At 72.5% G+C, this 13551-nt stretch carries 14 protein-coding genes; 2 read left to right on the plus strand and 12 right to left on the minus strand.

What is annotated here, in order from left to right; all coding sequences use genetic code 11:
* Positions 1–46: 46 nt before the first annotated feature.
* From cmk to LO762_RS16230, 10 genes are all read right to left on the minus strand, one after another.
* Entirely contained in the window at positions 47–706 is a 660-nt protein-coding gene (cmk, locus tag LO762_RS16185; protein WP_230615974.1) for a (d)CMP kinase, read from the minus strand.
* A 45-nt stretch (positions 707–751) separates the two neighbouring features.
* The gene (locus LO762_RS16190; RefSeq protein WP_230615976.1) at positions 752–1858 is read right to left on the minus strand and encodes a prephenate dehydrogenase; all 1107 of its coding nucleotides are present in this window, start codon (positions 1856–1858) and stop codon (positions 752–754) included.
* Positions 1859–1886: 28 nt separating this feature from the next.
* Positions 1887–2249 carry a chorismate mutase gene (aroH, locus tag LO762_RS16195; protein ID WP_230615979.1) on the minus strand — a complete coding sequence of 121 codons (363 nt, stop codon included), beginning with the start codon at positions 2247–2249 and terminating at the stop codon, positions 1887–1889.
* Positions 2250–2273: 24 nt separating this feature from the next.
* Complete coding sequence (locus LO762_RS16200) at positions 2274–3026, minus strand: pseudouridine synthase (protein ID WP_230615982.1); 753 nt, start codon at positions 3024–3026, stop codon at positions 2274–2276.
* Positions 3023–3577 (minus strand): SMC-Scp complex subunit ScpB, encoded by a 555-nt coding sequence (gene scpB, locus LO762_RS16205; protein WP_230615985.1) that lies wholly within the window; start codon positions 3575–3577, stop codon positions 3023–3025. Before scpB ends, LO762_RS16200 begins: the two co-directional genes overlap by 4 nt.
* Positions 3574–4431 carry a ScpA family protein gene (locus LO762_RS16210; protein WP_230615988.1) on the minus strand — a complete coding sequence of 286 codons (858 nt, stop codon included), beginning with the start codon at positions 4429–4431 and terminating at the stop codon, positions 3574–3576. The genes scpB and LO762_RS16210 overlap by 4 nt, the downstream gene beginning before the upstream one ends.
* Before the next feature lie 29 nt (positions 4432–4460).
* Positions 4461–5366: a ParA family protein gene (locus LO762_RS16215; protein ID WP_374201567.1), complete on the minus strand. Its 906-nt coding sequence runs from the start codon at positions 5364–5366 to the stop codon at positions 4461–4463.
* Between the two features lie 130 nt (positions 5367–5496).
* Complete coding sequence (locus LO762_RS16220) at positions 5497–6135, minus strand: NUDIX domain-containing protein (RefSeq protein ID WP_230615994.1); 639 nt, start codon at positions 6133–6135, stop codon at positions 5497–5499.
* Between the two features lie 20 nt (positions 6136–6155).
* Positions 6156–7802, minus strand: coding sequence for a CTP synthase (locus LO762_RS16225; RefSeq protein WP_230615997.1), 1647 nt, complete (start codon positions 7800–7802; stop codon positions 6156–6158).
* Positions 7803–7927: 125 nt separating this feature from the next.
* On the minus strand, positions 7928–9136 hold the full coding sequence (locus LO762_RS16230) for a hypothetical protein (protein ID WP_230616000.1): 1209 nt from the start codon (positions 9134–9136) through the stop codon (positions 7928–7930).
* Between the two features lie 135 nt (positions 9137–9271).
* Here LO762_RS16230 and pip point away from each other — a divergent pair, with 135 nt between their 5' ends.
* Complete coding sequence (pip, locus tag LO762_RS16235; protein WP_230616003.1) at positions 9272–10240, plus strand: prolyl aminopeptidase; 969 nt, start codon at positions 9272–9274, stop codon at positions 10238–10240.
* A 151-nt stretch (positions 10241–10391) separates the two neighbouring features.
* Positions 10392–11549 carry an alkaline phosphatase PhoX gene (locus tag LO762_RS16240; RefSeq protein ID WP_230616006.1) on the plus strand — a complete coding sequence of 386 codons (1158 nt, stop codon included), beginning with the start codon at positions 10392–10394 and terminating at the stop codon, positions 11547–11549.
* Positions 11550–11736: 187 nt separating this feature from the next.
* Here the strand turns inward: LO762_RS16240 and LO762_RS16245 are convergent, their stop codons facing one another.
* Both LO762_RS16245 and LO762_RS16250 read right to left on the minus strand, forming a co-directional pair.
* On the minus strand, positions 11737–13098 hold the full coding sequence (locus LO762_RS16245) for an FAD-binding oxidoreductase (protein ID WP_230616008.1): 1362 nt from the start codon (positions 13096–13098) through the stop codon (positions 11737–11739).
* Positions 13099–13344: 246 nt separating this feature from the next.
* Positions 13345–13548, minus strand: coding sequence for a cold-shock protein (locus LO762_RS16250; RefSeq protein ID WP_230616011.1), 204 nt, complete (start codon positions 13546–13548; stop codon positions 13345–13347).
* Between the last annotated feature and the right edge of the window lie 3 nt (positions 13549–13551).

Raw genomic sequence — 13551 nt, forward strand, 5'->3', positions numbered from 1 at the left:
TTTTCCGGTGCGTCCCGCCAGGCACCGGAGGACTCGTCATCCGGTGCTAGGCGCGCTCTTTCACGAGCCGCACGACGGCGTCGACCACCTCGGCGAGCCCCAGCTCGGTCGAGTCGATCTCCACGGCGTCGTCGGCCCTGGTCAGGGGGGACGTGGCGCGGGTGGAGTCCGCCTTGTCCCGTCGTGCCTGGTCGGCCAGGGTGGCCTCGACCGAGACGGACGGGTCGGCGATCTCCTTGGCCCTGCGCGCCGCCCTCGCCTCCTCGCTGGCGGTGAGGAAGACCTTGAGGGGGGCGTCGGGGGCGACCACGGTGCCGATGTCGCGGCCCTCGGCCACGATGGCCCCGGCTGCCATGATCTCACGCTGGAGGCGGACCAGCAGCCCGCGTACCTCCGGCACCCGGCTGACCGCGCTGACGGCCCGGGTGACCTCCGCGGAGCGGATGGGGCCCGTGACGTCCACGCCCCCCACCACGACGCCCGGGTTGTCGGGGTCGGTGCTGATCTCCAGCGAGATCTCGGCGGCGTGCAGCGCGACCGTCGCCGCGTCCTCGACATCGACGCCCTGGTCGAGCATCCACCAGGTGACGGCTCGGTACATGGCGCCGGTGTCCAGATAACGGTACCCGAGGACGCGGGCGACACCCTTGGCCGCGCTGGACTTGCCGGACCCGGACGGCCCGTCCATGGCGATGATCAGCGACATTCGTTCTTCCCAGGAGTGCGGGCGGACCGGGGTCCGCGAGGGGGTTCAGGGCAGGACGGGCACGGCCCAGCCGCGCTCGCGCAGCGCGACGGCGAGGGGCTGCGCCGCCTCGGGCCGGACGGAGAGTTCCGCCACACCGACGGGCAGGCCCGGCGAGTGCTCGATGGACACGTCCTCGATGTTGACGCCGGCGTCGCCCGCCGCCTCGAAGATCCGGGCGAGTTCGCCGGGCCGGTCGGGGATGACGACCTGGACGAGGGTGTAGGCCGACGGGGTGCCGCCGTGCTTGCCGGGGATGCGGGCCCGGCCGGCGTTGCCACGGCCGAGCAGGTCGCCGACCTTCGCCATGATCACGTCGGCGACGTCGGGCCCGGCGCCCGCTGACGCGCGCAGCATGGCGGCGGCGAGCGCCAGGTCGGCGGCGACGGCGTCGAGCACCTCCGCGACGGGTTCGGCGTTGGCCGTCAGGATGCCGACCCACAGGGCCGGGTCGGAGGCCGCGATCCGGGTGACGTCCCGCACGCCCGTCCCGGCGAGGTCGAGCGCGACGTCGGGGGCCCGTTCCAGCCGTGCCGCGACGGCCGCCGACACCACGTGCGGCCCGTGCGAGACCAGCGCGACCGCCTTGTCGTGCTCGACGGGGTCGACGAGGTGGACCTCGGCCCCGCAGGACCGCGCCAACCCGGTGACGGCCTCCAGCGCCTCGGGGTCGGTCGCCTGCGTCGGGCACAGCGCCCACGGGCGGCCCAGGAACAGGTCGGCGCGCGCGGCGGCGGGCCCGGACCGCTCCCGCCCGGCCAGCGGATGCCCGGGGACGTAGCTGGCCAGGTCGCAGCCGTGCGCGATCGCGTCCATGACGGGCCGCGCCTTCACGCTCGCCACGTCGGTGTAGTACCGGGCCAGGCCCTCCTTCTGGGCCTCCTGGAGCACACCCGCGACGGCCGCGGGCGGCACCGCGAGGACGGCGATGTCGACGGGCCCGGCGGGCGCCCCGGACAGCGGGGTGCCCGCGCCCAGCTCGACCGCCATGGCCAGGGACGCCTCGTCGGCGTCCGACAGCAGCACCTCGGCGCCGCGCCCGCGCAGGGCGAGCGCCACCGACGTGCCGATGAGGCCGGTGCCGATCACGACGACTCGCGGATTTTCCGTCACGGGAGGACCTTACCGGGGAGGGCGCCGCTCACTGGGCGATGTCGACGCGCAGCGCGGTCGCGCCGCGCAGGTACACGTGCTGCATCTCCGACCTGGGCCGGTCGGTCTCGATGTGCGCCATGAGCCGGATGACGCGCGGCAGCGCGCCGGGCCTGTCGATCTCGGTGGCGCAGATCAGCGGGACCTCGCTGAACCCGAGCTTGCGGGCGGCCAGGGCCGGGAACTCGGCCTTGAGGTCGGGCGTGGAGGTGAAGATCACGCTGATGACGTCGTCGGTGGTCAGCTCGTTGCGGGACATCACCTCGGCCATCAGTTCGGTGGTCGCCTCCAGGATCTCGTCCCGCTCGTCGGCGTCCACCTGGATGGCTCCCCGCAGGGCGCGTACTGCCACTTGTCCTCCCCTCACCTGGGCGCGTTACAGGCCGACGGCCTTGTACAGCGCCGCGACTTCCTTCTCCGTCAGCGCGCGGACCCCGCCGGGCTTGAGCCGGCCGAGCTGCACCGGGCCGAAGCCGGTGCGGGCCAGCCGGCGCACGGGGTGCCCGACCTCCTTGAGCAGCCGCCGCACGATGTGTTTGCGGCCCTCGTGCAGGACCACCTCCACCAGCGCGCGCCTGCCGGACTGCTCCACGAGGCTGAACCCGTCGACCTTGACCGGGCCGTCGTCCAGCACGATCCCCGAGCGGAGCCTGCGGCCCAGGTCGCGCGCGATCGGGCCCGGCACGTCGGCCAGGTAGGTCTTGGTGACGCCGAAGGACGGGTGGGTCAGCCGGTGGGCCAGCTCCCCGTCGTTGGTGAGGAGGATGAGGCCCTCGGTGTCGGTGTCCAGGCGGCCCACGTGGTAGATCCGCTCGGTGAGGTCCTCGACGAAGTCGATGAGGGTGCGGGTGCCACGGCCGGGCGCCATGGTGCTCTCGACGTCCAGCGGCTTGTTCAGCGCGTAGTAGCGGAACTCGTGCCAGGTCTCGATCTTGCGGCCGTCCACCTGGATCTCGTCGGTGCGCGGGTGGACGCGTTCGCCGAACCAGCTCACGGTCTTGCCGTTGACCTTGACCCGGCCGTCGGAGATGAGGCGTTCGCAGGCGCGGCGCGACCCGATCCCCGCGTCGGCGAGGACCTTCTGGAGGCGTACGCCCTCGCCGTCCGTGGCGTCGCCGGTGGTGTTCATGCTGAGACGTCCTCGATGTCGGTGATCTCGTCGGGCAGGTGCGGGGCGAGCTCGGGCAGCTCCTCCAGGGAGCGCAGGCCGAGCCGCTCCAGGAAGTAGCCGGTGGTGCGGTAGAGGGTGGCCTGGGACTCGGTGTCCTGGCCGGCCTCCTCGATCAGGCCGCGCAGCGTCAGCGTCCTGATGACGCCGTCGCTGTTGACGCCGCGGATCGCCGACACCCGGGCCCGGCTGACGGGCTGCCGGTAGGCGATCACCGACAGGGTCTCCAGGGCCGCCTGGGTGAGGCGGGTCTGCTGGCCGTCGGTGACGAACCGCTCCACCACGGGGGCGCAGAACGCGGCGGTGTAGAACCGCCAGCCTCCCGCGATCTCCCTCAACTCGAACCCGCGGCCCTGCTCCCGGTATTCCCCGGCCAGCTCCCGCAGCGTCTCGGCGACCCGCGCCGTCGGCACCTCCAGCAACTGCGCCAGGGTGATCTCGGCCACGGGCTCGTCGACGACCAGCAGGACGGCCTCCAGGGACGCCTTCAGCGGTGGAAGGTCGTCACTCACAGCTGTCCTCCAGCGGGCTCGTCGAGTTGGGCGGCGGCGGGCTGCGGCGCGCCCTCGAACTCGTCGTGGAGGACGATGTCGCCCTCCTCGCTCCCGGTCCAGATGACGTGCAGTTCGCCCAGCGGCTCCAGCTGTTCGAACGCCACCGCCTGCTCGCGGTAGAGCGACAGCAGGGCCAGGAAGCGGGCGACGACCTCGAAGGTGCCCGCGCAGTCGGCGGTCAGCGTCCGGAAGGTGGCCCTGCGCAGACGCCGCAGCCGCTCCACGAGGATAGCGCCCTGTTCCTCCACGCTGGCCTGGGGCGTGTACATGTGGGCGACCGAGACGCCCGGCGGGGCGGGCTTCGGCTGGAACGTGCGCTGGGCGAGCGCGGCGAACTGGGCGGGGCCGAGCCCCAGCAGCACCTCGGGCAGCAGGGTGGCGAACTGCGGCTCCATCGGCACCAGCCGGGGGAAGCGGCGCGCCTCCTCGGCCATCCGCGCCGCGAACGTCTTGGCGACGGACTTGTAGGCCCGGTACTGCAGGAGCCGCGCGAACAGCAGGTCGCGGGCCTCCAGGAGCGCGAGGTCCTCTTCGTCGTCCACCTCGCCGGACGGAAGCAGCCGGGCGGCCTTGAGGTCGAGGAGGGTCGCGGCGACGAGGAGGAAGTGCGACGCCTGGTCCAGGTCCCACCGCGGGCCGAGCGCCTTGATGTAGGCGATGAACTCGTCGGTGACCTTGTGGAGGGCGACCTCGGTGATGTCCAGCTTGTGCTTGGCGATCAGGCCGAGGAGCAGGTCGAACGGGCCGGAGAAGACGTCAAGGTGCACCTGGAAGCCCTTGGCCGCCTCCTCGCCCTGCTGCAGTTCCTCCACGGCTGCGAGCCTAGTGGAGGCCGACACCGCTAGGTGAGCAGCTTCCAGCGCTGGATGACCTCCTTGGCCAGCTCACGGTAGTGGCTGGCGCCCATCGAGGAGGGGTCGAACGTGGTGATCGGCTCGCCCATGACGGTCGCGTCGGGGAACCGGACGGTGCGGTTGATCACCGTGTGGAAGACCTTGTCGCCGAACGCCTGCACGATCCGCTGGAGCACCTCGCGGGTGTGCAGGGTGCGCGAGTCGTACATGGTGCCGAGGAAGCCGTCGATCACCAGCGTCGGGTTGATCCGCTGCTGGACCTTCTCGATCGTCTCCATCAGCAGCGCCACACCGCGCATCGCGAAGTACTCGCACTCCAGCGGCACGATGACACCCTGCGCGGCGGCCAGCGCGTTGATCGTCAGCAGGCCGAGCGACGGCTGGCAGTCGATGAGGACGTAGTCGTAGTGCTCGACGGCGCCCTTGAGCTTGCCCGACAGGATGTACTCACGGCCGACCTCGTGGACGAGCTGGACCTCCGCGCCCGACAGGTCGATGTTGGACGGCAGCAGGTGCATGCCCTCGACCGTGGTCTCCAGGAGGATGTCCTCCCACTCGGTCTCGGCCTCCAGCAGCATGTTGTGCACCGTGACGTCGAGCTGGCGCGGGTCGCCCTGGCCGAGGCCGACCGACAGGGCGCCCTGCGGGTCGAAGTCCACCAGCAGCACACGGCGGCCCTGTTCGGCGAGCGCGGCGCCCAGGTTGATCGTGGTGGTGGTCTTGCCGACGCCGCCCTTCTGGTTGCAGACGGCGACGATCCGGGCGGGCCCGTGCTCGGCGAGTGGCTCGGGGTCGGGGAACTTGGGGACCGGCCGCCGGGTGGGACCGAGCGCTCCGCCGGGCTCGGTGGCTATCGCCGCTGAGAGCACGCTTTCCGCGCCTGCGTCTGGCATCAGGTTCAAACCTCCCCGACGGCGTGGAGATACCGTCGTCGTCGCGAGCCTAAGACGCCACGGCAGCAGCGGCAACACGACGCGCGGGAGTCGCGGGTCGTGCGGGCCCTGGCGCGGCCTCGGGGGTGTGTCAGGCGTCACCGGCCGCTTCGCCCGTGGGGGCGTCCCGGTCGCGCAGCCCGGCGAAGCCGCGGGCGCGGGCGGCGGCGAGCGCGAGCACCGCCGAGACGGCGAGCGCGTTGTGCACCTCGCCGGCCAGCACCGCCGTGACCGCCTCCTCCAGCGGCACCCAGACGGCCGGCATGTCGGCCTCCTCGTGGACCCGCACGAAGTCGATCTCGGCGGCGGGCACCGGGGTGACGTCGCGGGCCAGGAAGACCCGGACCCGCTCGTCGCTCATGCCGGGCGTCTGGAACGTGTCGATCAGGGTGTGCCAGGTGGCGGCCCGGTAGCCCGCCTCCTCCAGCAGCTCCCTTTCGGCGGTCCGCCACAGCGGCTCGCCTTCCACGTCGCGCAGGCCCGCCGGGAGCTCCCACAGCAGGTGCGCGCAGGCGTGGCGGTACTGGCGCAGGAGCAGGACGCGGCCCTGCTCGTCCAGCGCGATGGTCCCCACGGCGCCCGGGTGCGTGACGTACTCCCGTTTGACGACCTCGGGCCCGTGGGGGCCCGGCATGACCACCTCGTCCTCGCGGACCGTGAGGATCCGGCCCTTGAAGTACTCGGTGGAGCCGACCGTCGGCCACCGTTCGGGGATGTCTCGCAGGTCCATGGAGATCATCCTCTCCCGGATCAGCCCCTGCGGTCGAGCGCCGCCCCGATCAGCCCGGCGAACAGCGGGTGCGCGCGGGTCGGCCGGGAGCGGAACTCGGGGTGCGCCTGGGTGGCCACGAAGAACGGGTGGACGTCCCTGGGCAGCTCGACGTACTCCACGAGCCGTCCGTCGGGCGACAGGCCGCTGAAGACCAGCCCCGCCCGCTCCAGGTCGTCCCGGTAGGCGTTGTTGACCTCGAAGCGGTGCCTGTGCCGTTCCAGGACGCGCGGGGCGCCGTCGTACAGCTCACGGACGAGGGAGCCGTCGGCGAGGTCGGCCGGGTACAGGCCGAGGCGCATCGTGCCGCCCAGGTCGCGCTCGCCGGAGATCACGTCGACCTGGTCGGCCATCGTGGACACGACCGGGTGCTTGGTGTGCTCGTCGAACTCGGCGCTGTCGGCGTCGGTGATCCCGGCGAGGTCGCGGGCGGCCTCGATCACCATGCACTGGAGGCCGAGACAGATCCCGAGGGTCGGGAGGTGGCTCTGGCGGGCGTGCCGGATCGCGCCGAGCTTGCCCTCGATGCCGCGGACCCCGAACCCGCCGGGGATGAGGACGCCGTCCACCCCGTCGAGCTGGGCCTTGGCGCCCTCGGGGGTCTGGCAGTCGTCGGACTTCACCCACCGGATCTTCACGCGGGCGTCGTTGGCGAAGCCGCCGTGGCGCAGCGCCTCGGTGACCGACAGGTAGGCGTCGGGCAGGTCGATGTACTTGCCTACGAGGGCGATCTCGACCTCGTGGGCGGGCTCGTGGACACGGCGCAGCAGGTCGTCCCACACGCCCCAGTCGACGTCGCGGAACGGCAGGTCCAGGCGGCGCACCACGTAGGCGTCCAGACCCTCGGCGTGCAGGACCTTCGGGATGTCGTAGATCGAGGCGGCGTCCACCGCGGACACCACCGCCTCGCGGTCCACGTCGCACATCAGGCTGATCTTGTGCTTGATGCTCTGGGAGACCGCGCGGTCCGAGCGCAGCACGATCGCGTCCGGCTGGATGCCGATGTTGCGCAGCGCGGCCACCGAGTGCTGGGTCGGCTTGGTCTTCAGCTCGCCGGACGGGCCGATGTAGGGCAGCAGCGACACGTGCAGGAAGAACACGTTGTCGCGGCCGATCTCGTGCCGGATCTGGCGGACCGCCTCCAGGAACGGGAGCGACTCGATGTCGCCGACGGTGCCGCCGACCTCGGTGATCACGACGTCCACGTCGGGGCCCGCCATGCCGCGGATGCGGTCCTTGATCTCGTTGGTGATGTGCGGGATCACCTGAACGGTGTCGCCCAGGTACTCCCCGCGCCGCTCCTTGGCGATCACGTTCGAGTACACCTGGCCGGTGGTGACGTTGGCGCTGCCGTGCAGCTCGGTGTCGAGGAACCGCTCGTAGTGGCCGATGTCCAGGTCGGTCTCGGCGCCGTCGTCGGTGACGAACACCTCACCGTGCTGGAACGGGTTCATCGTGCCGGGGTCGACGTTGAGGTACGGGTCCAGCTTCTGCATCGTGACCCGCAGGCCGCGCAGCGTCAGCAGGCGCCCCAGGCTGGAGGCCGTCAGCCCCTTGCCGAGGCTGGAGGCGACGCCGCCGGTGACGAAGAGGTGCTTGGTGGTGCGCGAGGAATCTGCGAGACGCAAGAGGGAACTCCCGTGGTAGGCGTGCGGCGGGCTCGAACCGCCCTGTCCACGGGGTACCAGAATAACACCAGCGCGACGCGGCGGCGTCGCGCAGTGATCGCCGCGGCCGCGTGACCGGGGGTTCGCTAGCCGGGGAAGCCGTTACGGCTGGAGTCGGTCATGGTCGCGCCGACCTCGCTGAGCGCCGCGTGGTTGTGCAGCGGCGACGACGGCATGATCACCCGGAGCTGCCGGGTGAGCTCGTCGATCAGGCTGCGCGCCTGGTCTGCGGCGTTGCGGGCGGCGTCGCGCTCCTGGGACAGCGCGCCGAGCTGGGCGCGCTGCTCGGTGACGGCCTCGGCGAGCTGGTCCACCCAGGCGTCCCGCTCCTTGATCTTGGCCAGCGCCTCGTCCCGCTCGGTGGCGATCTGGCGGACCGCGCTCATCGCGCCGTCCCGCTCGCGGGTGAGCTGCTCGGCCCGGGACAGCGCGAGGGTCGCCTCGGACTCGGCGCGCGCCTTGTCCTGCTGGGCCGCCTCACGCGCCGACTCGGAGATCTTGGCCTGCTCCAGCGCCTGCGCCGCCGTCTCCATCGCGTTGGAGCGCTCGGCCTCGGCGGCGTCCGCGCGGCGCCTGGCGTCGTCCGCCTGGCGCGCGGACTCGGCGGCCTGGCGGGTGACGTCGGCGGCCTGCCTGCGGGCCTCCTCGGCCTCCTGGGCGGCGTTCCCGGCGGCCACCTGGAGCGCCTGGGCGGTCTTCTCGGCGTCGGCGAGGGCGGCGCGCACGGAGGCCAGCTCGGCGCGGACCGTCTCGACCGCGCGGGACAGCTCGCCGATCCGCTCCTCGGCCGCGCGGCGGGCGTTGGACGCCTCCTCGACCGAGCGCAGCGCGTCGTCGCGGGCCGCCTGCATGTTGTCGTGCTGGGTGACGAGCTGCCGCATCGCGGTCTCGGTCTCGGTGACGCGGCGCTCGGCCGTCTCGGCGCGGGTGCGGCTGCGCTGCACCTCGGTCCAGGCGGTGGCGGCGTCCCGCTGCGCCTTCTCGCGGTCGTTCTGCGCGTTGGCGAGCTGCGCGGCGGCCTCGCTCTGCACGTCGATGATGCGGCGCTCACCCGCGGAGAGGGCCTCGCCGAGCAGCTCGGCCATCTGCTTGAGCTTGTCCACGAGGTCCCACCCGGCGGTGAGGGTGGCGTCGCCCGAGGCGACGGCGGCCGCCTTGGCCGCGGCGACCCCGGTGGGGGCCGCCAACGGGGGCGAGGTCAGGAGCTCCCGGGGCGCCTGCGCGGGGGAAGGCGACCAGGACAGGCCGCCGGGCGTTGCGGGGCGCTGGCCGCCTGTTCCGTTGAGGTCACTCACGGTAAAGACTCCATCAGGGGATCATCACGACGTCGTTACGGGAAGACTCTACGACCGGGTGGCGGGTCTGTCTCCCCCGTCCCACCATACGGGCACCGTCACGGGCACCCGGCGGTGCTGACAGAATGTCAGATCATGGAGCCGCGCACCCTGTATCCGCCGATCGAACCGCACGACTCCGGGCTCCTCCCGACCCCGGACGGCGAGGAGATCCACTGGGAGGTGTGCGGGAACCCGCAGGGCAAGCCGGTGGTCATGGTGCACGGCGGGCCCGGCGGCGGGTGCTCCCCCGCGCACCGCCGCCAGTTCGATCCCGAGCGGTACCGGATCGTCCTGTTCGACCAGCGCAACTGCGGCCGCAGCAGGCCGCACGCCGCCGATCCGGCGGTGACGCTGGAACGGAACACCACCTGGAACCTCATCGCCGACATGGAACGGCTGCGCGAGCACCTCGGGATCGACCGGTGGATGGTGTTCGGCGGCTCCTGGGGGAGCTGCCTTTCGCTGGCGTACGCGATCACCCACCCGGACCGGGTGTCCGAACTGGTGCTGCGCGGGATCTTCCTGCTGCGCCCGTTCGAGCTGTTCTGGTTCTACGAGTACGGGGCGTCGCTCATCTACCCCGACCTGTGGGAGCGGTACGTCGCGCCGATCCCCGAGGAGGAGCGGGAGAACCTCGTCGCCGCGTTCGCCGAGCGGCTGCACCACCCCGACCCCGACGTGCGGCTCCCCGCCGCGCGGGCCTGGGCGACGTGGGAGGGCGCGACGATCACGCTGCTGCCCTCGGCCGGGCACCTCAGCCAGTTCGACGACCCCGACTACGCGGTCGCGTTCGCCAGGATCGAGAACCACTACTTCACACACGGCGGGTTCTTCGAGTCCGACGACTGGATCCTCGACAACATCGACGCGATCCGGCACATCCCGGCGGTGATCGTGCAGGGCAGGTTCGACGTGTGCACGCCCGTCGCGACCGCGTGGGACCTGCACAAGGCGTGGCCGGAGGCCGACTTCCACCTCGTCGACGGCGCGGGCCACGCGTTCGACGAGCCCGGCGTCCTGGACCGGCTCATCGCCGCCACCGACGCGTTCGCCGAGAAGTGAGCATCTTCCGCGGCAGCGGCTGAGCGCGAAAAGTTCCTTCCGCGCGCGGTCACAAGACCGACATCATCCGGACATCCGGCGTCGCCTTCGCGGACGCGCGGCTCGGAGACAACCGAGTCGCACCGTCCATCCCTCGCGGAGGAGATCCCCCATGGACCGTCGTCTCTTCATGCGCGCGAGCGTGCTCGCCGCCGGCACCGCCGCCGTCTCCGGCTCGCTCATGCGCGGCGCGCTCGCCGCGCCCGCGCAGAACGCCCCGTCCCCCTACGGCCCGCTCCAGTCCCCCGACGCCAACGGCATCCGGCTGCCCGCCGGGTTCACCAGCCAGGTCGTGGCCCGCTCCGGGCAGGTCGTGTCCGGCACGTCCTACGTGTGGCACAGCGCCCCGGACGGCGGCGCCTGCTTCGCCGACGGGTCCGGCTGGATCTACACGTCCAACGCGGAGGTGTCGGCGGCGGCGGGCGGCGGCGCCTCGATGATCAGGTTCAACTCGTCCGGGAACGTGACGGCGGCGTCGCGGATCCTGTCGGGCACCAGCACCAACTGCGCGGGCGGCAAGACGCCGTGGAACACGTGGCTGTCGTGCGAGGAGATCAGCCTCGGCCGGGTGTGGGAGACCTATCCGTTCGGCGGGACGGCCCAGGCGCGCCCGGCCATGGGCAGGTTCAAGCACGAGGCGGCGGCGGCCGACCCCGTCCGGCAGGTGGTCTACCTGACGGAGGACGAGACGAACGGGCGGTTCTACCGGTTCGTCCCGACCACGTGGGGGAACCTCTCGGCCGGGACGCTCCAGGTGCTCGTCGCCGGGTCCGGGACGTCCGGGTCGTTCTCGTGGGCGACCGTGCCCGACCCCGACGGCTCCCCCACCGCGACCAGGAACCAGGTGTCGGGCTCGAAGTCCTTCAACGGCGGCGAGGGCTGCTGGTACGCGAGCGACACCGTGTGGTTCACCACCAAGGGCGACAACCGGGTGTGGCAGCTCAACCTGTCGAACAACACCTACGAGCTCGCCTACGACGACAACCTCGTCACCGGCACCCCGACCCTCACCGGGGTGGACAACATCACCGGCTCGTCCTACGGCGACCTGTACGTGTGCGAGGACGGCGGCAACATGGAGATCAACATGATCACGCCGGACGACAAGATCTCGGTGTTCCTCCGCGTCCAGAACCAGTCCTCCTCCGAGCTGTGCGGCGCCGCCTTCAACCCGGCCGGGAACCGCCTCTACTTCTCCTCCCAGCGGGGCACCTCCGGCTCCTCCACGGGCGGCATCACCTACTGCGTCACCGGCCCCTTCCGCACCTGACACCCCCTCCCGGCGGGCCTGAACCGTGTACAGACCCGCCCCAAACCCCAGCCCGCCCCGTACGCGGGCCACACGCAAGGCTCCGGCCCGGCTTGCGCCGGGTGCGGAGCCATCGCAGGGCTCCGGCCCGGTCCGCTGTGCGCGGACCGGGCCGGGGGCGGCGCTCCCGCACAGCCCGAGGTTTGCGTTAGTTGAGGACGGGGTGGTTGCTGCGGAAGAGGGAGTTCGGGTCGTGTGCGCGCTTGGCGGCGCGTAGGCGGGCCAGGGTGGTGGGGGTGAAGGCGGCGGAGGTGCTCTCGCCTCCGGCGAGGAAGGTGAAGGGTTTGCGGCCGCTGACGTGCGGGCGGGCGGCCTCGACGAGGGAGGCGATCCGGGCCCGGACGGCGGCAGCGATCTCCTCGCCGGGCGTGACGCCCATCATGGACAGGAGGTACGGCTCGTCGAACGGGCCGCAGGCGCCCGCGTCGACGCGGGTGTAGGCGCCGCCCAGGTGGCGGAGCTGCACGAACGCCAGGGGGAGGACGCCGCCGGAGTCGGCGAGGTCGCGCAGCAGCGCGAACACCGCCTCCGGGTCGGTGACGAGCTCGCCCCGGTGCAGGCTCGGCATCGGGTCGGTCGGCTCGGCGCAGATGGCGCCCAGCTCGGCGGGCGGCAGCGGGCCACGGGTGTCCATGATCACACCGTCGATCGCGGCGAACGCGGCGAGCAGCTCCGCCGCCTCGTCGGCCCCGCCCAGGTAGGCGGAGTCCAGGGCGACGATCGACTTGCCGTGCAGGAACTCCGGGACGTCGGGCAGCGGCGGCACCACCATGAGCGACAGCCACAGGCTGAGCTCCTCCGGCGCGGTCGCCGTGGTCTTGGCGAACGCGTCGAGCACGTCGGCGGTCCGCTCGGCGGGCCACACGATCCGGCCGCCGTACAGGGCGGGGGCGGGGAACAGCGCGACCTCCAGCGCCGTCACGAGGGCGTGGTCGCCGCCTCCGCCGCACAGGGCGAAGAACAGCTCGGGGTCGGCGGCGGCGGTGACCGTGCGGGCGGCGCCCTCGGCGTCCACGATCTCCAGCGCCCGCACCGACGCCGACGCGGGCCCCCGGCTCCGCCCGTACCAGCCGATGCCGCCGCCGAGCGTGTACCCGGCGACGCTCACCGCGGGCGAGCTGCCCGCCGGGAACGTCAGCCCGTGCGCGCCCGCGACCGCCAGCAGTTCGGCGCAGGACGCGCCGGCGCCGACCCGTGCCGTTCCGGCCTCCGGGTCCACCGTGATCGCGCGCAGGCGTCCGGTGCGGACGATCACCGTGCCGTCCAGCGCGGTGGTCGCGCCGTGGCCGCTGGGCTGGGCGGCGAGGGTGAGCCCCGCCGTCCGCGCGTGCCGGACCAGCGCGGCGGCGTCGGCCGCGTCGGCGACCTCGACCACCGCTACGGGCCGCTGCGGCACGCCCACCGACCAGCCGAGCGCCGCCCGCGCGAACCCCGCGTCGTCCCGGCCCAGCACCCGGCCGCGCACCGCGCCCCGCAGCGCCGCGATCCGTGCCTCGTACCCCGTCGTCATGTCTTCCCTCTCCGTCGGCTCCGGGGGCCGGGCGGCCCTCCGGCGCGGGGGTGCCCCGCGATGTCACCAACGGTCGCGGACGGCACTTGGGGAAGGTTTGGCGCGGACTTGGCCGGGGATTGCGGGCCCGGACACGACGAACGGCGCGCCCCCTCGGGGACGCGCCGCCGCGACCCGCCGAGGCGGGTCGGTGAAGAAGACGGGTCCCGCGCGGTTCACCCGCGTGGGGCCCGTGTCAGCTCGGGATCAGAGGCCGCGGACGTTCTCCGCCTGCGGACCCTTGGGGCCCTGCGTGATGTCGAATTCCACCCGCTGGGACTCCTCCAGGTTGCGGTAACCGCTGCCCTGGATGGCACTGAAGTGGACGAAGACATCGGGGCCGCCCTCATCCTGGGAGATGAAGCCGTATCCCTTCTCGCCGTTGAACCACTTGACGGTGCCCTGCGCCATACT

This window comes from Actinocorallia sp. API 0066 (assembly GCF_020991275.1).
In the GTDB taxonomy this organism is placed as follows: domain Bacteria; phylum Actinomycetota; class Actinomycetes; order Streptosporangiales; family Streptosporangiaceae; genus Actinocorallia.

Excerpts from the sequence above, each read along its gene's own strand:
- cmk (WP_230615974.1), bottom strand. The coding sequence starts at position 706 with ATGTCGCTGATCATCGCCATGGACGGGCCGTCCGGGTCCGGCAAGTCC.
- LO762_RS16200 (WP_230615982.1), bottom strand. The coding sequence starts at position 3,026 with ATGAACACCACCGGCGACGCCACGGACGGCGAGGGCGTACGCCTCCAG.
- LO762_RS16215 (WP_374201567.1), bottom strand. The coding sequence starts at position 5,366 with ATGCCAGACGCAGGCGCGGAAAGCGTGCTCTCAGCGGCGATAGCCACC.
- LO762_RS16220 (WP_230615994.1), bottom strand. The coding sequence starts at position 6,135 with ATGGACCTGCGAGACATCCCCGAACGGTGGCCGACGGTCGGCTCCACC.
- pip (WP_230616003.1), top strand. The coding sequence starts at position 9,272 with ATGGAGCCGCGCACCCTGTATCCGCCGATCGAACCGCACGACTCCGGG.
- LO762_RS16240 (WP_230616006.1), top strand. The coding sequence starts at position 10,392 with ATGGACCGTCGTCTCTTCATGCGCGCGAGCGTGCTCGCCGCCGGCACC.
- LO762_RS16245 (WP_230616008.1), bottom strand. The coding sequence starts at position 13,098 with ATGACGACGGGGTACGAGGCACGGATCGCGGCGCTGCGGGGCGCGGTG.
- LO762_RS16250 (WP_230616011.1), bottom strand. The coding sequence starts at position 13,548 with ATGGCGCAGGGCACCGTCAAGTGGTTCAACGGCGAGAAGGGATACGGC.